The organism is Streptomyces sp. SAI-135 (assembly GCF_029893805.1).
Taxonomy (GTDB): Bacteria; Actinomycetota; Actinomycetes; order Streptomycetales; family Streptomycetaceae; genus Streptomyces.
This window is the reverse complement of the sequence record NZ_JARXYP010000002.1, coordinates 811,143-831,535: the sequence shown is the minus strand read 5'-3', so window position 1 is coordinate 831,535 and position 20,393 is coordinate 811,143. Positions and strand designations below refer to the sequence as shown.

At 71.5% G+C, this 20,393-nt stretch carries 16 protein-coding genes; 6 read left to right on the top strand and 10 right to left on the bottom strand.

Features of this window, described 5'->3' with window-relative positions; translation table 11 throughout:
• Positions 1-66: 66 nt before the first annotated feature.
• The 3 genes from M2163_RS08135 to M2163_RS08125 all read right to left on the bottom strand — a co-directional run bounded on the left by M2163_RS08135 (position 67) and on the right by M2163_RS08125 (position 2,084).
• Positions 67-885 carry an SAM-dependent methyltransferase gene (locus M2163_RS08135; RefSeq protein ID WP_280893578.1) on the bottom strand — a complete coding sequence of 273 codons (819 nt, stop codon included), beginning with the start codon at positions 883-885 and terminating at the stop codon, positions 67-69.
• 75 nt (positions 886-960) lie between these two features.
• Positions 961-1,212: a DUF397 domain-containing protein gene (locus M2163_RS08130; RefSeq protein ID WP_037708986.1), complete on the bottom strand. Its 252-nt coding sequence runs from the start codon at positions 1,210-1,212 to the stop codon at positions 961-963.
• On the bottom strand, positions 1,209-2,084 hold the full coding sequence (locus tag M2163_RS08125) for a helix-turn-helix transcriptional regulator (RefSeq protein WP_280853490.1): 876 nt from the start codon (positions 2,082-2,084) through the stop codon (positions 1,209-1,211). Before M2163_RS08125 ends, M2163_RS08130 begins: the two co-directional genes overlap by 4 nt.
• 262 nt (positions 2,085-2,346) lie before the next feature.
• Between M2163_RS08125 and M2163_RS08120 the strand changes: the two genes are divergently transcribed.
• Complete coding sequence (locus tag M2163_RS08120; RefSeq protein WP_280893577.1) at positions 2,347-2,787, top strand: ATP-binding protein; 441 nt, start codon at positions 2,347-2,349, stop codon at positions 2,785-2,787.
• Between the two features lies 1 nt (position 2,788).
• Here M2163_RS08120 and M2163_RS08115 read toward each other — a convergent pair whose 3' ends face one another.
• The gene (locus tag M2163_RS08115; protein ID WP_280893576.1) at positions 2,789-4,189 is read right to left on the bottom strand and encodes a SpoIIE family protein phosphatase; all 1,401 of its coding nucleotides are present in this window, start codon (positions 4,187-4,189) and stop codon (positions 2,789-2,791) included.
• Positions 4,190-4,258: 69 nt separating this feature from the next.
• Here M2163_RS08115 and M2163_RS08110 point away from each other — a divergent pair, with 69 nt between their 5' ends.
• Together M2163_RS08110 and M2163_RS08105 are read left to right on the top strand one after the other, a co-directional pair.
• Positions 4,259-5,071, top strand: a complete 813-nt coding sequence (locus M2163_RS08110; RefSeq protein ID WP_280893575.1) for an SAM-dependent methyltransferase — start codon at positions 4,259-4,261, stop codon at positions 5,069-5,071.
• An 87-nt stretch (positions 5,072-5,158) separates the two neighbouring features.
• Positions 5,159-5,782, top strand: coding sequence for a hypothetical protein (locus M2163_RS08105; RefSeq protein WP_280893574.1), 624 nt, complete (start codon positions 5,159-5,161; stop codon positions 5,780-5,782).
• Positions 5,783-5,791: 9 nt separating this feature from the next.
• Here M2163_RS08105 and M2163_RS08100 read toward each other — a convergent pair whose 3' ends face one another.
• The 3 genes from M2163_RS08100 to M2163_RS08090 all read right to left on the bottom strand — a co-directional run bounded on the left by M2163_RS08100 (position 5,792) and on the right by M2163_RS08090 (position 14,111).
• Complete coding sequence (locus M2163_RS08100) at positions 5,792-7,054, bottom strand: alginate lyase family protein (RefSeq protein WP_280893573.1); 1,263 nt, start codon at positions 7,052-7,054, stop codon at positions 5,792-5,794.
• Positions 7,051-8,694 carry a glycosyl hydrolase family 28-related protein gene (locus M2163_RS08095; RefSeq protein WP_280893572.1) on the bottom strand — a complete coding sequence of 548 codons (1,644 nt, stop codon included), beginning with the start codon at positions 8,692-8,694 and terminating at the stop codon, positions 7,051-7,053. Before M2163_RS08095 ends, M2163_RS08100 begins: the two co-directional genes overlap by 4 nt.
• A 215-nt stretch (positions 8,695-8,909) precedes the next feature.
• Positions 8,910-14,111 (bottom strand): family 43 glycosylhydrolase, encoded by a 5,202-nt coding sequence (locus M2163_RS08090; protein WP_280893571.1) that lies wholly within the window; start codon positions 14,109-14,111, stop codon positions 8,910-8,912.
• 254 nt (positions 14,112-14,365) lie between these two features.
• Between M2163_RS08090 and M2163_RS08085 the strand changes: the two genes are divergently transcribed.
• Positions 14,366-14,542: a hypothetical protein gene (locus tag M2163_RS08085; protein ID WP_086723861.1), complete on the top strand. Its 177-nt coding sequence runs from the start codon at positions 14,366-14,368 to the stop codon at positions 14,540-14,542.
• 56 nt (positions 14,543-14,598) lie between these two features.
• Here the strand turns inward: M2163_RS08085 and M2163_RS08080 are convergent, their stop codons facing one another.
• The 3 genes from M2163_RS08080 to M2163_RS08070 form a co-directional block, all read right to left on the bottom strand.
• Entirely contained in the window at positions 14,599-15,495 is an 897-nt protein-coding gene (locus tag M2163_RS08080; protein ID WP_280893570.1) for a PfkB family carbohydrate kinase, read from the bottom strand.
• Between the two features lie 36 nt (positions 15,496-15,531).
• Complete coding sequence (locus tag M2163_RS08075; protein WP_280893569.1) at positions 15,532-15,990, bottom strand: DUF1801 domain-containing protein; 459 nt, start codon at positions 15,988-15,990, stop codon at positions 15,532-15,534.
• Positions 15,991-16,053: 63 nt separating this feature from the next.
• Positions 16,054-16,509: a carboxymuconolactone decarboxylase family protein gene (locus M2163_RS08070; protein ID WP_280853499.1), complete on the bottom strand. Its 456-nt coding sequence runs from the start codon at positions 16,507-16,509 to the stop codon at positions 16,054-16,056.
• Between the two features lie 177 nt (positions 16,510-16,686).
• On the opposite strand from M2163_RS08070, the gene M2163_RS08065 reads away from it, so the two are divergent.
• Together M2163_RS08065 and M2163_RS08060 are read left to right on the top strand one after the other, a co-directional pair.
• Positions 16,687-19,170: a tetratricopeptide repeat protein gene (locus M2163_RS08065; protein ID WP_280893568.1), complete on the top strand. Its 2,484-nt coding sequence runs from the start codon at positions 16,687-16,689 to the stop codon at positions 19,168-19,170.
• A 136-nt stretch (positions 19,171-19,306) separates the two neighbouring features.
• Complete coding sequence (locus tag M2163_RS08060; RefSeq protein WP_280893567.1) at positions 19,307-20,326, top strand: aldo/keto reductase; 1,020 nt, start codon at positions 19,307-19,309, stop codon at positions 20,324-20,326.
• Positions 20,327-20,393: the final 67 nt, after the last annotated feature.

Genomic DNA, 20,393 nt, shown 5'->3' with positions numbered 1-20,393 from the left:
GCCGCCGACCGCCCGGGCCGTCCGGCCGCGCGGGTGCGTCCGGGCCCCCGCACGGCCGGCGCCGTGTCACGGCTTGATGCCCACCCCGGCCCATGCGCTGACCTCGGCGTCGGTGAGCTCCGGGCCCGGGCCCTGCGGGTCGTCGGGGCGCCAGCGGTGGGTCAGGGAGACACCCGGGTCGAGCAGATCCAGGCCCTTGAAGAAGCGGGCCACCTCCGCCTGGCTGCGCACCTGGGCCCGGGTGCCGCCGGCGGCGTAGATGCCGACCAGCTTCGCCCAGAGTTCCGGGGCGAAGTCTCCCGTGCAGTGACTGACGGCCAGGGCGCTGCCCGAGGGCAGGGCGTCCAGGAGGCGCGAGACGATGCCGTACGGGTCCCAGTCGTCCGGCACGAAGTGCAGGATGGCGTTGAGGGACAGGGCCACGGGCCGGTTCAGGTCCAGGGTCCTGGCCAGCTCGGGGGAGCCGAGGATGGCCTCGGGGTCGGTGAAGTCGCCCTGGACGTACGCCGTGCGGCCCTCGGGGGTGTTGCGCATCAGGCGCTCGGCGTACTTGAGGACCAGCGGGTCGTTGTCGGCGTAGACCACCCGTGCCTCGGGTGCCACGGACTGGGCGACCTGGTGCAGGTTCGGCTCGGTGGGGATGCCGGTGCCGATGTCGAGCCACTGGCGGATGCCGTACTCCTGCGCGAGGACACGGGTGGCGCGGTGCATGAACGAGCGGATCTCGCGGGCGCACGTGAAGATGCCGGGGTAGGTGGCCGCGACGGTCTCGGCCGCCTGCTTGTCGACGTCGAAGTGGTCCTTGCCGCCGAGGTAGTAGTCGTACATCCGGGCGGAGTGGGGCCGGCTGGTGTCGATCTCCCGCGCGGCGTGGGAGTTGGTCATCCTGTCCCTTTCAGGTGGTGTGCGTGGGGGTGTCGGGCAGGTCGCTGCCGGGGCAGGTCCGGCTCGGGTCGTGGGTCAGCCGGCCGTGAGGTGGTCGGCGAGGCCCCGCTTGACGCCCGCGACGAACGCGGCGATCTCCTGCGGGGTGTAGATCAGCGCGGGTCCGGCCGGATCGGTCGACTGCCGCAGCGCCACCCGGCCGTCGGCCAGGAGCTTGGTCTGCACGCACTGGCCGCCGTTGGGTCCGCTCCACGGGGACTCCCAGCCCTGCTCGCCGAGTTCGGTGGCGGGCATCCCGTTGTAGACGTGACAGTCGGTGCTGGTCATGAGTACTCCTTGCGCATGCGGTTCAGGAGTGCCTTGCTGTCCGCGTCCGAGGTCAGCAGGGACATGCGGTTGTGCGCCTCCAGATGCGCCGCCACGTCGGAACGCTGGTCCAGGTACATCGCCCCGGTGAGGACCTCGGTGTAGACGACGTCCGGGAGTTCCGGCTCCTCGAAGCGGAAGTAGGTGAACGGCGCGCACGCGCCCACGTGGGCGCCCGCGGTGAACGGCACGACGTCCACGCTGACGTGGTCCAGTTCCGAGACCTCCAGGAGCCGCTCGATCTGCTCCCGCATCACCTCGGGGCCGCCGACCACCCGGTGCAGCACGGCCTCTTCCATGACCACCCACAGCGTGGGCGCGTCGGGTCTGTCCAGCAGGCTCTGGCGGCGCAGCCGCAGGTCCACGCGCCGCCCGAGGTCCTCGTCGGCCTCGTTCGGGAAACCGCCCCGCAGCACTCCGCGCGCGTAGGCGTGGGTCTGCAGCAGCCCCGTGACGTAATGGGGTTCGTAGGTGCGCAGGGTCCTGGCCCCCGCCTCCAGGCTGACGTAGGCGCTGAACCAGTTCGGCAGGACGTCCCGGTAGGTGTGCCACCAGCCGGGTTCGTTGGCCCGCTCGGCGAGCACCACGAACTCGTCGATCTCCTGCCGGTCCGCCCCGTAGGTCTCCAGCAGCTTCTCGACGTAGAGCGGCTTGAGGGCGACCTCGGCCTTCTCCAGGCGGCGGATGGTCAGGGAGGTGACCCGGAGCGCCTTGGCCGCGTCCTCCAGGGAGGCGCCCGCGTCCTGTCTGCGTTCCTGCAGTCGCCGGCCCAGGATCATGCGCAGCACGGTGGGAGCACTGGTGCCACCCGTGCCCGTACGGCCTTCGCTCACGTCCTGACCTCCTGAGGGGCTGTCACCGGCCCGAGTGTGTCAGCGACTTGCTGACGCGACCAGGCGGATATCGGCTTTCTGAAATTATCAGGGAGCCGGTTGCAGGTTGAACTTGGGTGCGAGCATGATTACTTGTGTGAACCGTGCCGCCGAACGCGCGCACAGTGACGCCAACCGTCCCCACCCGCGGGCGGGTTGGCAAGACTCTGTCCCCGATGCGTCTCGCCCGGCCGCGCCGCCGCCCCCACGGAAGGCCAACACCGTGTCCCCCCACACGACCTCGTCCCCGCAGCTGTTAGACGCCGTGGACCAGGAACGCACCCACTGGATCGAACTTCCCGCCCACCGCTCCAGCGTCGGGGTCGCCCGGCGCTCCGTCGGCACCCGGCTCAAGGCCTGGAGCCTGCCGGGCGAGCTGTGCTCGGACGCGGTGCTGCTCCTGTCCGAACTGGCCACCAACGCCGTGTGCCACACCCTCAGCGCGCGCATCCTGTGCGGCATCGGACTGGTCACCGACGAGATCCTGCGGCTGGAGGTGCACGACCACGACCACTCGGGTCCCCGGCTGCGCCGGTGCCGTGCGGGCCTCGACGACGAGGGCGGGCGCGGGCTGTTCCTGGTGGAGGAACTCGCGGACACCTGGGGGGTGGACCGCTCAAGACTCACCGGCGGCAACGCCGTGTGGGCGAACCTGATGGCCTGAACTAACGCTTGACGGGCTGGAGTTCGGCGAGCAGCAGGGTCCGGTCGTCGGCCCCGGCCGGATCGGAGGGGGCGTGCAGCAGCCGTCGGCACAGGGAGGGGAGCGGGTCGTGGTCGACGGCCGCCGCGTCGAGTGCCCGGGCCAGACGGGCGATCTCCTGGTCTATGTCGGCGTCCCGGGACTCGACCAGGCCGTCGCTGTAGAGCACGAGCAGGGCCGGATCCTCGATGCTCAGCACGGTCGGCTCGTAGGTGCCCGCGGCGAGGCCGAGCGGCAGGCCCGCGCCGGCCAGCGCGACCGGAGCGGTGCGCCCGTCCGGACCGCGCAGGAGCGGGGGAGGGTGACCGGCGCCCACGAGGGTGCAGGTGCCCTGCCGGGGATCCCACTCGGCGTAGATGCAGGTCGCGAAGGAGGCGCCAGGGGTGTCGCTGGCCAGCGCGTCGAGCCGGCGTACGAGATCGGCTGCGGGGATGTCCATACCGGCCAGGGTGCGTACGGCGGTGCGCAGTTGGATCATCGCCACCGCGGACTCCGGGCCGTGGCCCATGGCGTCCCCGACGATCAGACTGACCCGGTCGCCCGGCCTCCTCAGCACGTCGAACCAGTCGCCGCCGATGATCGAACCCTGTCCGGCGGGCAGCGAGCCGTGGGCGATGCGGCACCCCTCGACCTCCTGGATCGTCCCGGGCAGCAGGCTGCCCCGGATGGCAAGGGCGGTGCGGCGCTCGTGCTCGTAGCGGCGCGCGTTGTCCAGGGCGACGGCGGCCCGCGCGGCCAGCGACTCCACGGCGGCGATCTCGGCGGTCAGGAACGGCCCCCGGTCCGGTCCGCGGGAGCAGGCCACGAAGCCGATCGCCCCGCCCCGCAGCCGGAGCGGCACCACGAGGAAGGAGCGCGTCTTGAGGAGTTCGCCGATGCGTGCGTCCTCACCGGCGGAGGCGGCGAGCCGCTCGGCCGTGTGGTCGTCGACCGAGTCGAGCAGTTGCGCGTGCCCGTCGGTCAGCGCGCGGGCGTACGGGGTCGCGCGGGGGAAGACGAGCACCTCGCCGACCGGCAGGATGCGTTCCCAGGACTCGGGCGCGTCCGTGCCCACGCGCAGGGCCAGTCGGCGCGCCTCGATCTGGGCGGGGTCGGCGCCGGCGTACGTGATCTCCTCGCGCCGCCACCGCTCCAGCAGGTACAGGGACGCGGCGTCGCAGAAGCCGGGCGTCAGCGCGTGCACGACATGGCTGCCCGTCAACCCCAGGTCGAGCTCCGAGCCGATGACGTCGGCCGCGGGGGAGAACGCCGAACGGCGGGGCTGGGGCTTGGCGGTGGGGGTGTCGTCGGAGCGGCTGTGCGGTTCGTTCCGCAGGGTCCTGGGGCCTTTCCGGGTGGGGGTCCGGGCGTCCGGCGGGGCCATTGATCGCCGGACGTCGCAGGGCAACTATATGATGGGGCGTCAAGTAGCTTGGTGCGGAAGGACGTTCTGGTGACCGACTCGGATGCTCTGCCGCCAGGGACGGATCCGGACAAGGCGAGCGTAGCCCGGATGTACGACGCCTTGCTGGGCGGGGAGCACAACTTCGCCATCGACCGGGAGGCGGTCGCGGCCGTCACCGCCATCGACCCCCAGGTGCGGGCGCTGGCCCGGGCCAACCGCGCCTTCCTCGGCCGGGCCGTGCGGTTCCTGGCCGAGACCGGTGTGCGCCAGTTCATCGACCTGGGCTCGGGCATCCCCACGCAGGGCAACGTCCACGAGGTGGCCCAGGCGGCGGACTCGCGGGCCCGGGTGGTCTACGTCGACAGGGACCCGGTGGCCGTCGCCCACAGCACCACCCTGCTCGCCGACAACCCGCGCGCCGACATCGTCGACGCCGACATCCGCCGACCGGACGACGTCCTGTCCTCTCCGCAGGTGCGCAAGCTCATCGACTTCGACCAGCCGGTCGCCGTGCTGATGGTCGCGATCCTGCACTTCGTCGCGCCCGAGGAGAACCCGGCCGGCATCGTCGCCGCCTTCCGGGACGCCCTGCCCGGGGGCAGCTGGCTGGCCCTGTCCCACGCCACCGACCAGGACCGCCCCGACACGGCCGCCGCGGTGACCCAGCTGTACCGGTCCCGGGCCACCTCACCCGTCACGGTCCGCTCCCACGACGAGATCCGGGACCTCTTCACCGGGTTCGACCTGGCCGAACCCGGCCTGGTCCACGTCCCGTTGTGGCGCCCGGACGCGGGTGAGGACATCCCGGAGAACCCCTCCGAGTACTGGGTGTACGCGGGAGTCGGCCGCAAGAGCGAGTGACCGTGCGCACGAGCCACTGAGACCTCGCCCTTGCTGTGCCACGCTCGATCAACTCCCTTGCCCGGTGATCGAGTCGGAGGTGCGAGCATGACTGTTTCCCTGGCGCCCCGCCGGTTCGACACCGGCACCCACGACCTCGGTTGCCTCTTCTACCCTTCCTGGGTCACCGCCTGGCGGCTGACCGGCGACGACACCTCGCGGACGGGTGCCGTGGAGGCGGCCGGCTTCCTCATCCGGCGCTACAACCCGCGCGGGCGGTTCACCCTGGCCTGGGGCGTCCTGACCGACCCGAAGAACGCGGGCCGGGTCATCATCGACACGATGACCAATCTCGACCTGCTGGCCTTCGCCCGCGCGCTCGCCGACTTCGCGGTGCGGGCGCTCGGCCCGGACCACGTCCCGGTGTGGGACCACCGGGCGCCGCAGCAGGCGTACGACATCAAGGACGCGTCGGCCGGCGCGATCATGGCCTGCGGTCTGCTCGACCTGGCCGCGGCCACCGGCCGGACCGGATGCCGGGACGTGGCGTTGCGGCTGCTCACCGCACTGTCGGAGACCTGCCCGGCGAGGAACTCGGCCCGCGCGGAGGCGGTCGTCGCGCGCTGCACCCGCAACCACCCCGCAGAGAACGGCATCGAGATCTCGCAGCATCCTGCGGGTGCTGCGGCCGCAGGACGCGACCGGGCGATCGACCTGTCCACGACGCCCTGACGGCGGCCTTCACCCTGCGATGGAGTCCAGCTGTTCCGCCGCCGGACGCAGTGCCCACAGGTCGCCGCCCGGCGGCGCCTCCAGCGCCGGAACAGCCTCCCGCGCCCGCGCGTCACCCGCGTCCGCCGCCGCGTGCACGACGTCGGTCGCCGCGTACCGGTGGAACTCCAGCTCCGGATGGGGCCAGGCGGCGGCACCGGTCGCGGCGGGCAACAGGTAGTCCACCGCCTTGAACAGGCTCTGCCCCTCCGGACCCTGCCAGGCCCACAGATCGACGCCGACGTGTCGCCCGACGGCGGCGAGCCTGGTGTAGGCGACCAGGTCGAAGGTCGAGTAGTGCCAGCTCCGGGTGCGGGTCAGCTCCTGGGGCTGGCTGCCGTCGGCCGCGATCTGCGGCGCGACGCGCTTGGCCCGGGCGTCCAGGACCGTCCGCCGGGCCAGGGCCCTGTCGCCGGTCGCGCAGGCGAGTGAGGCGAGCAGCAGGTCGTAGAAGGTGCCGTGGTTGTTGGCCGCGGCGCCCTCCTGCCTGCCGAAGTCGCTGTCCCTGAGCCAGCCGAGGAAGTCGCCGTTCCAGCGGGCCATGCCGGCACGGTCCTTCCCGCTCCAGCCCGGCGCGCCGGTGTCCAGGAGGGCGAGCGCGTCGATCACGCTCGTGTACGACTGGGAGAAGTCGATGATGCCGATGGCCCGGCCGTCGTACTTGCAGGGGATGAACTGGGCGTGCTGCAGGTGGGGGTTCATGCGTGTGGCCGGGTCGAGGAACCAGGTGCGCAACACCTGCCCGGCCTTGCGGGCGTACCGCTTGTCCCCGGTGTAGTACCAGGCGAGGGAGAGGTCGTAGGCGGAGTCGACGGTCTTCTCCAGGTCCTGCCGGTCGGTGCCGCTGTCGACCTCGGGGTTGCGCTCGCCGTCGCGCTGGACGTACGGGCAGCCCCACGGGTTGTCGGCGGTGGGGGTCCGGGAGGGCCACCAGTACGGGGCCTGGCTGAGGTAGTCGTGGACGTCGCCGCCGGGAGCCGGCCTCGGCTTGTCGACGACGGTCCAGGGCCCCTGGTCCAGCCACTTGTCGGCGCGGGCGGTCAACGCCTCGACCGTACGGCGGAGTTGCCGGTCACCACGGTCGAGCCGGGCTTTCGTCTGCTGCAGACGGACGCCGTCCAGGACCACGGTGTGCGGGGCGGCGGTGCGTGCCGCCGCCGGGGTGCCGAGCCCTGCGGCGCACGCGGCGAGAACGGTCAGAACGACCACGCACCAGCGGTGTCGCGCGCTCATCGGTCCACCCCCTTCAGCCGGCGCTGCGCCTCGTACAGGTTCCGCGGCCGCACCGCGCCCGGACTGCCGTACAGCTCCAGGCGTGTGTGCAGATCGCCCGTGAAGTCCGGGACGTCGATCTGGTCGAACTCCCTGACCTCGTCGATGCCGACGGTCGCGGACCAGGGCGCCAGCCCGTCGATCCGCACCAGGCCAGCGCGGCCGTTGGTGACGCGGATGTTCCAGTGGGTGAACCGGGCGCCGAAGAGGGGCCCCGCGGACGCGTCGCCGCCGTGGCGGCCGTTGTTGTTCAGGGTGATCTCGGTGCGGACATCGGCGAAGGGCAGGCCGCGATGGCTGTCGAAGGTGCCCATCCGCATGTCGCCGCGCGACCAGACGTTGTACGACGACAGCCCCTCGACGTTGATGCCGTGCAGCTGGGTTCCCGCGGGCGCCGGGCTGGTGCGCTCCTCGATCGTGAAGTCCTCGACGAGGTTGTCGTGCGAGCCCTCGCGACAGAAGTAGGGGTGATGCGAGCCGCGGCCCGCCACGCGGGTCCGGCGCAGGGTACAGGCGGAGGCGGCCACCAGGCCGAACCCGTTGTCGACATGACGGACCGTCACGTCGTCCACCCAGCAGTCGTACGCGCACTGGAGCACGACGCCGTTGTGGCCCTTGTCCAGCAGATGCGGCTGCTGCGGGACCTCGGGCGCCTCCAGGGTGAGCCCTTCGACGCCGCTGCCGCTCAACTCGGGCACGTGGGTGGTCAGTTGCGGGGACCATTCCGGGCGCAGGTCGAGCGGCAGGGGACGTTCCAGGGTGACCTTGCGGCCGTGGACGCGGGCGATGCGGACGGGCCACTCGTAGGGCACGTACGACGTCAGCTTCGTCTTGTCGTCCCAGACGTAGGCCTCGGGGCCGGGCCCGCCGCCGCACATGTGCTCCAGGAGGGTGTGGTCCGCGTCGTCCGCGAGCCGCAGGAGGACCAGCGCGCCCCGACGCAGCGAGGAGGAGTCGGCGACCGTCACCGTCCAGGAACCCTGCCGCGCCGGGGCGAGTGCGGTGAGCGTGCGCCACTCGTCGCGCCGGTTGCCCGTCCAGCCCTCGAACGGCCATGCCCTGGCCCTGATCGCGGCGACGAGCGACTCCAGGCGGCTGCGGGGCGCCAGCCAGATGAGCCCGCCGGCCCAGGACCAGGCCGACTTGTCCCCTCCGTAGCGCGAGCCGTAGGTCCCGATGAGCTCGGTGAGGTTCTTGGTCGCGTACAGCGTCGTACGACCGCTGCCGGCGCCCCTGAGGACCACGTTCGAACGGTCCACGCGGATCACGTCGTCGATGCGGAACGTGCCCGGCGGGATGGTGACCGTGCCACCGCCGGCCTTTCCGGCAGCGGCGAGGGCACGGTTGATCGCGGGGGCGGAGTCGGTCGTCCCGTCCGCCACGGCTCCGAAGTCGCGTACGTCGGCGACGACTCGGCGGCGTGGCAGGTGTGCCGCTCCGCCGTGGCAGCCGGCGCGGCCGACGTACGGGATCTGCGGATGGGTGAAGGGGGTGCGGCTGAACTCCCGCCACAGCGGTGCCGCCTCGACCGCCGATGCCGGACCGGCGCCCACGGCGACGGCGACGGCGCCTCCCAGCAGGGAGCGTCTGCTCATGCGCATGACATTCGGGTTCCTCATGGCGGATCGTCCTCCCATGGGGTTACATGTATGTGAACGTCGTTCAGAAGAGCGTTGAGCGGTGAGAATGCCATGCCGTCGTTGCGCGCGAAAGAGGCTGCGCAGGGATTGCCGGGTCATGTCCCTGAACCGGCGCACGCGGGAAGCCCCGCCGACAGGGTGCTTGTCGGCGGGGCCCGGTGGGGTGGTGAGGTGAACTAACGCCGGCTGCCGCCGAGGGCGATGAACCCGGTGATCTTCGAGCCGGTGGTGTTGTCGTAGACGACCTCGCCGCCGGACTTCTTCCAGATCCGCAGGCGGAAGGTGTCCGGATCCTCGGTGGCGGTGACGCGGAAACCGAATCCGCTCCTGCCGTCGACCGTGCCGGAGCCCTGGTACACGGCCTGCGAGCCGGTGACCACGAGCCAGTCGGAGCCGGTGGAACGGAACTTCAGCCTGGCCGGACCGAAGTCGAAGGAGGCCTCGCCGGCAGGTGCGACCGCTCCGGGCAGATAGACCGCGGCGAAGGAGAAGGCGGCCTTGCCGACCAGGTCCGGCTTGGCGGGGTAGGCGCCGGCGGGGGAGGCGAGGACGCCGGCACCGAGCGCGGGACCGGCCGAGCGGTCGTAGACGATCAGCTCGGGAAGCGTCCTGCTGTCGGAGGCGCCGTCGTCGTCGGTGACGGTGATCACCGGACGCCGGATCCCGGCCTGTGCGTAGACGTGCTCGGCCCGGCAGCCGGAAGCGGTGACCGTGCCGGCCCGGGGCGCGCTCCCGTCCTTCCAGTCGACCACGCAGGTGTGGGTGTCGCCGGTGCCCGGGTCGGTGAACTCGGCCGTGACGACCGTGCGCCTGCCGACCGGGACCGGGGACTGCGGGCCCGAGACGGATACGACGGCGGGAGCCGCGTTGGCCACCTTCACCGTTGCCGTGTCCCTGCTGCGGCCGCCCGCGAGGGTGACCGTGTAGGTGCCGTCGTCCGTGCACGTGACCGTCGTCGCCGCTGAGTTCGGGTCGGCGAACGAACACGGCGCTCCCGCCTCGACGGACCACGTCGGGCCGCCCGCACCCGAGAGGGTGCCGTGCAGCGCGATCGCGTCGCCCTCCGTCCCGCTGACGTCGGCACCGGCGTGCACGACGGTCACCGGGTCGACGCCAGTCAGGGTGGGCGCGACCTTCCTGATCAGGCCTTCCGAGTCGAACTCCAGCCTGTCGACGGTCGTTTCGCGGTGCGTGCCGTCACCGCCGGGAACGGCGAACCGGTGGTAGGCGATGTACCAGTCGTCGGTGTTCGGCACCTGGACGACCGAGTGGTGACCGGGGCCCTTGATGCCGAGCGAGAGGTCCTTCTCCAGGATCACGCCCCGCTTGGTCCAAGGACCGGTGGGGGACGGGCCGGTGGCGTAGGCGACGCGGTAGTTCTCGTCGCGGGTGTCGTTCTCCGACCACATGAAGTAGTAGGTGCCGGACCGCTTGACGACGAACGAGCCCTCGTTGTAGCCGCTGGGCGTGATGTCCTTCGTCTTCGTGAGGTCGACGGAGGTCATGTCGGCGTTCAGGGGCGCCACATAGGCGTGCCCGTTGCCCCAGTAGAGATACGACTGCCCGTCGCCGTCGGTGAACACGGCCGGGTCGATCATCTGGCCACTGAACTGGCCCGCCTTCAGCAGCGGTTGACCCAGCGCGTCCTTGAAGGGGCCGGTCGGCGAGTCGGACACCGCGACACCGATGTTGGCGTCGGCGCAGAAGTAGAAGTAGTACTTCCCGTCCTTCTCGGCGATCGTCGGCGCCCAGGCCCGGCTGTCCGCCCACGCGACGTCCGGACCGAGGTCGAGGATGACGCCGTGGTCCTTCCAGTGGACCAGGTCGGTGGAGGAGTACGCCTTGAACTGCGTGCCGCTCCAGCCCTCGAAGCCGTCGGTCGTCGGATAGAGGTAGAAGGTGTCGCCGAAGCGCACGATGTTCGGGTCGGCGTTGAGCCCCGGCAGCACCGGGCTCCTCATGATCAGCGCCGAGACCGTCCAGGTGCGCTTCTTGCCGTCGGACCCGGTCACCTCGTACGTCACCGGCTTGCTGAAGTCCTGCACGCTGCCGGAGGCGGGGCTGATCGCCGCTCCGTGCGCGAGGGTGAACTCCGGTGCCAGCGCGGTGAGATCGGTGCCCTCCTTCATCGGCAGCGTGACCTTGCTGTCGGCGTTGTCGACGAGGGCGTCGACCTTCAGCTCCGGGTGCGTGGCCTTGGCGATGCCCGCGGTGTTGCCGCTGAGCTCCATGACCTCCGCGGCCGTGAGGGCCCGGTCGTAGACGCGGAAGTCGTCGACCTCACCGCCGAAGTACGGGTCGGCCGAGTACAGGGACCTGCCGATGTAGCCGCTGTAGTCCTTGTTCGCGTCGTAGAGCTCGGACGGCTTGACGGTGGTCGTCGTACGGGCCGCCTCGACGCCGTCGACGTAGAGGACCAGCGTGCCGGTCGCCCCGTCGAGGGTGACGGTGACGTGCCGCCACTCGCCCGGAGTGAGCTGCGAACCGGCCGTCAGCTTCGACTCCGCCGACCAACTGGCCTTGGTGATGGCCGAGTAGAGGCTGTTTCCGCCGTTGGAGGGCGTGGCGAACAGGTACTTGTCGCTGTCCGGACCGAGCCCGAACAGCCACTGGAAGCTGCTGCCGCCCTTCCATTTGGCGAAGGTCGACACCGTCACGCTGTCGGCGCCCTTCAGCACACCGTTCGGTATTTTGACGTACGGCGATCCGGTCGCGTCTCCCGACATCCTGAAGGAGCCGCCCCGCACGCCGGTGCCGAAGGCGGGCGTACCGGCATAGGTGCCGTGATGGCCGTGGCCGCTGGAGTCGAGCGCGATGGTGCCGCCCGACTCGTCGAAGCCGTAGTGCACGAGCAGGTCGGCCGGGACGTCGGGGCCCTCCTGCGACACGGTGACCTCGGCCCGGACCGGGATCGCCGCGCCGTCGGGAAGGCTGCCGGTGACCGCGAAGGTGCCCGCCTGGGCGTACTTCGACGCCGGGACGTCCTCCCACGCGACCGCGACGGGACGCCTGACACCGTCGGCGTAGGTGGCGACGACGGTGGCCGGCAGCACCGGTGCCTCGCCGATCCGCGTCTTGACGGAGATGTCCTCGACGCTCTCGACGAGCCGGTCCGGCTGGTAGGCGCGCAGGAGGCGGTCGTACTCGGCCTGGGTGACCGGCAGGACGGTGCCGTGGCGCGGTCTGGCCGGCAGGTCGTAGTCGGCGACCGGGGACCAGTCGCCGGAGGCGAGGTCGGTCGTCTCGAAGGGGATGTACCCACGACCGCCGAACTCGTCGAGGAACGCGTACCACTTGTCCTCGGTGTTCGACTTGAAGACCAGCGGTCCCTCGGCCGCGCTCATCGCGCCCTTGCCGATGCCCTCCGCGACGGCCGTCCAGTTCGGGTCCAGGATCGAGTCGCTCTTCTCCTCGAAGATGAACTTGCTGTTGGGCGTCGAGGAGCTGTTGTTGCGCTCGTCCTTCGACAAGCGGTAGTAGGTGCCGTCGTGCTGGATCATCGTGGAGTCGATGACCGAGTAGCCGCGGTCGATCCAGACCCTGGGCTCGCTGAAGGTGTAGAAGTCGCGGGTGGTCGCGTACATCATGCGGTTGTACGTGTCGCCGGAGTGGGCCTCGTTGTCGTACAGCTTCGACGCCCAGAAGACGACGTACTCGCCGAGCTTCGCGTCGTAGAACGCCTCCGGTGCCCAGGTGTTGCCCGCGCTGTCCGGGGAGACCCTGACCAGCCGCTGGTTCGTCCAGTGGACCAGATCGGTGGACTCCCACACCATGATGGACTTGCTGCCGGTGCGCTGGGAGGCGTCCCAGTCGCCGTTGCCGTAGATCCTGAGGTCGGTGGCGATCTGGTAGAACTTGTCGCCCTCGGGGGAGCGGATGATGAACGGGTCGCGCAGGCCCTTCTCACCGAGCGTGGAGGTCAGGAGCGGCTTGCCGTCGTTCAGCTCCCGCCACTTGAGGGGGTCGTCGCCCTTGCTGAGCGCCGCGTAGAGCTGCTCGCCGTCCGCGGTGCCCTCGCCGGTGAAGTAGCTGAACATGTAGCCCTTGAGGGCCTGCTCGGCGGGGAGTTCGGGGACCTTCGCGGTGAGGACGCGGGTGGCCTCGGCGTCGCCCTTGGTGACGGTGGCGGTCAGCTCGACGGTGGTGGCGCCGTCGCCGTGCGCGGGGCGGTGGACCACGCCGTCGTCGTCGATGACGTGCTGGTCGGCGGAGGACCAGGTGACGGTGGTGCCGTAGTCGCCCGAGCCCGGGAGCGTGAGGTTGCCGCGCACGTCGTCGAGGTTGTGGACACCGAGGGTCTCGGCCGCCCGCCGGGTGGCCGTCTCGTCGTCGAAGTCCGGCAGGACCGTGACCTCGAAGCTCTTGGTGTCGGTCACGGAACCCTTCTTGAGGATCGCTGTGAGCGTGGCGTGGCCGTCCGGAGCGCCGGCGGGAGGGCGGGTCACCCTGCCGGAGCCGCTCACCACGTCCGTGTTGTCGCTGGTCCAGGTGATGGCCGACCCGCCGGCCGTGCCGGTCCTCGGCAGATCCAGGTCGGCCGTGACCTTGCTGGTGTCGCCGAGGCTCAGCGCGGCCTTGTCGTCGGCCACGCCCTGGACGGCGACGGGGAGGGAGAGCTGCTCGACCTCGGAGGCCGCCAGAGCCCGGTCGTAGACACGGAAGTCACGGATCCGGCCCTTGAAGAGCTTGTCGCCCGAGTACACCGACCTGCCGATGTAGTTGGCGGTGGTGGTGCCGGAGCCGATGGCGCCGGGGGTGAGGGTGACGGCCGTGTTGCGGCCGACCTCGACACCGTCCTCGTACAGGACCCCGGTGGTGCCGGTCTGTGTGTAGGTGAGCTGCTTCCAGACGCCGCGGGCGAGGTTGTGACCGTCGGCGGGCTTCGTGGTCTGCTCGGTCGACCAGTTGCCGCTCGCGACGGAGGTGCGCAGGGAGTTGCCGGTGGTGAACAGGTACCCGTTGCCGTTGCCGCCGCTGGAGTTGCCGAAGCCGTACAGGAAGTACGGCGTGCTCTGGGCGGGGTCGATCAGCACGTCCGTGGAGACGGTGACGGAGTCGAGGCCCCTCATGACGTTGTCCGGCACCTTGATGTAGGTGTCGGAGCCGTTGAAGGCGAGCCCGCGTGCGGGGTCCGACCAGTCGGCGGTCCCGTTCACCGTGCCGTCGCGGCCGTTGCCGGAGGCGTCGGTGACGGTGCTGCCGGTGGCGGCGTCCAGCTTGTACCAGAGGGCCAGGCCCTCGGTGACGTCCGCGGTGTCCGCCGCCCGGGCGGGGATCATGGGCGCGGCGAGGCCCAGGAACAGTGACGCGGCGGTCAGACCGGCGAGGCGGCCCGCCCGGCGTCTCGCGCGCATGCGCGGACGTGCGGTGTACGTCATGTGGGGTTCCCTGCTGAGGCGTGGAGGGTGTGGCGGGGCCTCGGCCGTGGGCGCCCTGCCGTTTCGGCTGTGTGACGTCGTGTTGCGAGAGTGTCAATCGGGTCGTACGGCAGCGTCAAGAGGTTTCGAACGATGTCCGACCAGCCGAACAAGCGGTTCTTCGGCCCCCAACGGTCGGCATGCTCGGACAAGTTGGGGGAATTCGATGGGCACGGGGCGTCAATGACCTCAGTCATGCGAAGGGATGGACACCCATGCTGGCCATCATCTCGGCGGTCCTGTTCTTCATCTCCTTTCTGATCAACGCCGCCGACATATCGACCAACGACACCTTCACCTCGACGAACATCATGCTGCTCGGCCTCATGGTGCTCGCACTGCACCTGGCCGGCATCGGCAGCGGCTGGAACGTGCGCGGCCGCAGGTCCTGAACCTCGTCACGCGCGGGGCAGCCCCGACGAGGGGCTTGCCCCGCGCTGACGGATCGTCAGGGCCTTTGGAGCCAGGCCCGGGTGCCGAACGAGGCACACGCCCGCGAGGCCACCGCCGCCGCGGCGCGCAGGGCCTCCTGGAAGCCGTACGAGGTCAAGTGCCCCTGTGCGGCCAGGTGATGGGTGAGTGCCCCGTGCAGGACGTCACCCGCGCCCAGCGTGTCCGCGACCCGGACGGAAGGCACCTCCACGGTGCCACCGCCGTCGGGGCCCGCCCACTCGATGGGCCGCCCTCCGCGAGTCACCGCGGACCAGGCCACCCCGTGGTCCCGCAGGAACCGCAGAACGTCCTTGGGGGTGTCCGTGCCGGGTGGGCGGAAGTCGTTGGAGCACACGGCCACCTCGATCGAGGGCAGCAGCCGCTCCGTGCCGGCCTTCCAGCTGCCCCCGTCGAGAACCGTGCGCCTGCCGGTGGCCCGCGCGAGGCGGGCGGTCGCCGTCGCCAGCTCCATGTGGTGGCCGTCGAACTCGACGATGTCGCAGGCGGCCACCAGCGCGTCGAGGTCGGGAGGTGGCGCGAGCCGGTACCCGCTCGCGTTGGTCGACGCGACGGCGCGGTCCCCGGTCGAGGCGGTGACGAGAATGGAGGACACGGCGGGCGGCTGAGTCGAGCCGGCCGCCAAGTCCCGCAGCGTCACGCCCAGTTCGCCCAGTTCGGCTGCGACCGCACGGCCCAGCGGATGGGCGCCGACACCGGTCAGCAGACCGGCCGCGCCGCCCAGGTGGGCGAAGGCCACGGCCGCGTTCGCCGCCGGACCGCCCGCCGCCACCACCTGCTCACGGGCCGTCAGTTTCTCGTCGGCGCCGGGCACATGGTCCACCAGCTGAATGACATCGAGCGTGCACAGGCCGACGAACAACCCTGCGGGACGTCGGCTGTTCGTCGGCTCCACCCTCCGGTACCTCTCCTGCTCGCGGTTCCCCGGGCCTCAGCCCGCCGCCCTCTTCACCAGCTCCCCGATCCGCGCCTCGTCGGCGGCGGTCAGCTTCGTGAGCGCGAAGGCGGTCGGCCACATCGTGCCCTCGTCGAGGTTCGCCTTGTCGTTGAAGCCGAAGGTCGCGTACCGCGCGTTGAACTTCTGCGCGCTCTGGAAGAAGCAGACGACCTTGCCGTCCTTGGCGTAGGCGGGCATGCCGTACCAGAGCTTCGGTGCCAGGCCGGGGGCGCTCGCCTTGACGACGGCGTGGATCCGTTCGGCCATGACCCGGTCGGAGTCCTGCATCTCGGCGATCTTCGCGATTACCGCGGCCTCGTCCTCCGCCGCCTTGTCGGCACGCGAGCCGCGGCGTGCCGCCGTCTTGACCTCCTGGGCGCGCTCCTTCATCGCGGCCCGCTCCTCGTCGGTGAACGTCTCGGTCTTCCTGGTCGTCCTGCGGGTGCTCGTCATGTCGTTCCCTCCTGGTTCACTGACGGTCGGATACATCTTGGCGCCCAGCGGGCGCCGCACGGCTCATCCCCAGGCGCCGGCGATCTGCCGGGTCGTGGCGTTGAGCCGGTTGAACAGGTTCGTGACGCCGATCATCAGGACGATCGCGGCGAGCTGCTTCTCGTCGAAGTAGGTGGCCGCCGTGTCCCAGACGTCGTCGCTCACCGCGTCGGGGCGGTCGGCGAGGCGCGTCGCCGCCTCGGCCAGCGCGAGTGCCGCCCGCTCCTCGTCGGTGAAGTAGGGCGCCTCCCGCCACGCGGCGACCGTGGCCAGCCGCTCGTCGCTCACCCCTGCCTTGCGGGCGGTCCTGGCGCCGCCGTCGACACACGCACTGCATCCGTTGATCTGGCTGACCCGCAGATGCACCAGCTCCAGCGTCTGCCCGTCCACCCCGCCGGAGTGCACGGCCTTGAACAGCTGCTGGACGGGCTGCATCGCGTCGGACAGGACGACGGCGGGGTTCTGCATACGGGGCTGCATCGGGAGTCTCTTCTCTGTCGGGCGGTGCCCCGTCGAGGTGGGGCATGACCCCATCTCAGCCTCAAGGGCTTGTCAGGACGACGGCCGTGGGACACCGTGGGACAGCCGAAACGGCCTTGATCAGGCACGATCCGGCCCGGACAAGTTCTGCCGGGGCGGGACAGGGGGCGGGGGACAGTGGTGGAGCACGACAGGACAGTGGGCGGCGACCCGCAGGAGGAGCTGGCCGGACGGCTGCGGCTGCTCCAGGAGCTGTCGAAGCGTGGTGTACGGGCTCTCGCCCGGGACACCGGGCTCAGCTCGTCGTCCCTGTCCCGGTATCTCAGTGGCCGAACGGTCCCGCCGTGGCCCGCGGTCGTCGCCCTGTGCCGCCTCGTCCAGCGCGACCCGCGGCCGCTGCGCCCCCTGTGGGAACGGGCCTCCAGCCCCCTTCCCGCCCCGCCGAGGACCAGTCGCCAGGTCCCCCCGCCGTCGCCGCCCGCCGGGGCCCCGCGCCCGCCCCGCAACGACCTGCCACGGGACGTGCCCGACTTCACCGGCCGTGCGGCCCAGCTCGCGGCGGTGCTCGACGGGGTGACCGCCGGCCGGGTCATCGCCGTCGACGGCATGGCGGGCGTCGGCAAGACCTGCCTGGCCGTGCACGCGGCGCACCGGCTCGCCGCCGACTACCCGGACGCCCAGCTCTACCTGGACCTGCACGGCTTCACCGAGGGCCGCAGACCGCTCGACCCCGACCGCGCCCTGCGGACACTGCTCGCCGCCCTCGACGTCCCCTCCGAGAAGGTGCCCCAGGACGGCGGTGTGGAGGAGCTGGCCGCCTGCTGGCGGTCCGAACTCGCCCACCGGCGGGCCGTCGTGGTCCTCGACAACGCCGCCGACGCCGACCAGGTCCGCCCCCTGCTGCCCGGCGCCGGCCCCTCCGTCGCCCTCATCACCAGCCGCAACCGGCTGCTCGGCCTGGACGAGGTCCCGCCGGTGTCGCTGGACGTACTGACCGAGCAGGAGAGCGCCGAGCTCCTCGCCCGCGCCAGCGGCGAGACCGACAGCCGGGAGGGACGCCTGGCCCGAGACCCCGGGGCCACCGCCGAGGTGCTGCGCCTGTGCGGTCGTCTGCCGCTGGCCCTGCGGCTGGCCGCGGCCCGGCTGCGGCACCGGCCGGGCTGGACGGTGGGCATCCTCGTGGAGCGGATGGCGGAGGGAGCGAGCGAGTTCGACACCGCGTTCGCCATGTCCGTACGGCAGTTGGACCGCGCCAAGGCCCGGCTGTTCCGGCTGCTGGGCCTGCTGCCCGGGTCGTCCTTCGACGAGTACGTGGCGGCGGCGCTGGCGGACGTGCCGCTGCGCAGCGCCCGCGCGATGCTGGAGGACCTGCTGGACGCCCACCTGGTCCAGCAGCCGGCGGCGGGCCGCTACCGCCTCCACGACCTGGTCCACCAGCACGCCCGCCGCGCCACCACCGAGCAGGACTCCCCGGCGGACCGCGAGCGGGCCCTGACCCGGGTGCTCGACTACTACGTGCACGCGGCCGCCGCGGCGGATGCGGCGATGCCCTTCCTGTCGCTGAGCCGCGAGGCCACCGTGGACCGCCCGCCGACCGAACTGCCGGACTTCCACGACAAGATCGCGGCTCTCGTGTGGTTCGGCACCGAGTACCTGAACCTGCTGGCCGCCTTCGAGGCGGCGGAGGACGCCGGGGCCGACCGCCACATGTGCGAACTGCCCCGCTTCATGCGGGCGTACTTCGCCCGGCGCTGCGGCACCACGATGCTCAACGGCCTCTTCGAACGGTCCCTGGCCGCCGCCCAGCGCCTGGCCGACCCCCTGCAACTGGCCGAGGCGCACAGCGACTTGGGCTTCGCCCGGTACAACGCCGGCCGCATGGCGGAGGCGAGCGCCGCGTACGAGGCGGCGGCACCGCTGGTGCTGCGGGCCGGGGACGTCCGGGCGGAGGCCGAACTGACCATGCGGCGCGGCTACTTGCGCTGGGACCAGGGATACGTCGAGGAGCCGCTGGACCTGTTCCGGCTGGCGGGGAAGCTGTACGCGGACGCCGACTGCCCCATGGGCACGGCCCACGCGACCGCGTACGAGGCCTGGGCGCTGCTCCAGCTGGGGCACCGTGACGAAGCGGCGCGGCTGGCCCGTACGGCACTGGAGATCCCGCACGCCGACGGAGCGTGGCCGCCCGCCCTGACGGCCCTGATCACGCTGGGCGTGGCCCTCGCGCACGAGGACCCCGACGAGGCCCTCGGCCACCTCCACCGGGCGCTCGCGCTGGCCCGCGAGGACGGCCACCGGCACAACGAGGCCTGGTGCCTGAACTGCCTCGGTGTCGCCCTGCGCCGGATGGGCCGCCACGACGAGGCCCTGGCGTGCCACGAGCAGGCGTTCGCGCTCCTGGAGGAGCTGTTCGAGGACCACTGGAAGATCCACTTCCTCAGTGCCTACGGCGAGACTTGCCGCCTCGCGGGCCGGCCCGAGCAGGCTCTGCGCCTGCACCGCGAGGCCCTGGAGCTGGCCCCGAAGCTCGGCTACCGGCATGCCGAGTCCCTGGCCCACGAGGGCATCGCGGCGGTCCTCGACGCGACGGATCCGGAGGTGGCGGCCGAGCATCGGGCGGCGGGCCGGGCCGTCCTGCCGGAGGTCGGATCGGGGGTCTGAAGCGCAGGCGCTCCTCTGCACGGGTGCCTCCTCCTTGCAAAAACGGAACCGCGTTCCGTATCGTTGTCGGAACAAGGTTCCGTTTCGTCGTGCCGACGGGGCGGGGCCCGGCAGTCAGCCATGGAGGAGAACGCTCATGCAGTACCGCACCTTGGGCCGCACCGGTGTGCAGGTCAGCTCGCTCGCGCTCGGCGCGATGAACTTCGGCAGGATCGGCCGCACCACCCAGGACGAGGCCACCGCGATCGTCGACGTCGCTCTCGAGGCCGGTGTCAACGTCATCGACACCGCCGACATGTACGGCGACGGCGAGTCGGAGGAGATGGTCGGCAAGGCCATCGCCGGCCGCCGCGACGACATCGTGCTGGCGACCAAGGCCGGCCTGCCCATCGGCGACGAACGCAACCACCAGGGCAGTTCGCGCCGTTGGCTGGTCACCGAACTGGAGGCCAGCCTGCGCCGTCTCGGTGTCGACCACGTCGACCTGTACCAGATCCACCGCTGGGACCCGAGGACCAGCGACGAGGAGACCCTCTCGGCCCTGACCGACCTGCAACGCGCCGGAAAGATCCGCTACTTCGGCTCCTCCACCTTCCCGGCCCACCGCATCGTGCAGGCCCAGTGGTCGGCACGCGAGCACCGCCTGAGCCGGTACGTCACCGAACAGCCCAGCTACTCCGTCCTCCAGCGCGGCATCGAGTCCCATGTCCTGCCCGTCACACAGGAGTACGGCCTCGGCGTGCTCGTGTGGAGCCCGCTGGCCTCCGGCTGGCTGTCGGGGGCGGTCCGCGCGGGGCGGGACATCGCCACCCACCGTTCGGCGATGCTGCCCGAGCGGTTCGACCTGACGGTCCCCGCCAACCGGGTCAGGCTCGACGCCGTGGAACGACTGAGCCGGGTCGCCGACGAGGCCGGCCTCACGCTCATCCAGCTCGCGCTCGGCTTCGTGACCGCACACCCCGGCGTGACCAGCGCCCTGGTCGGCCCCCGCACGGTCGACCACCTGCACGCCCAGCTCGCCGCCGCGGACACCGTCCTGAGCGCGGACGTCCTGGACGCGATCGACGAGATCGTCACCCCCGGCACCGACCTCGCCCCGCAGGAGAACCACGACACCCCGCCGGCCCTCCTCGACCCGTCCCTGCGCCGCCGCTGACCGCCTGGGCAGACCCGCACGAGAGCGACCTGCCGGCGTGGGGCGCGCTCACACCACCGGCTCGCCT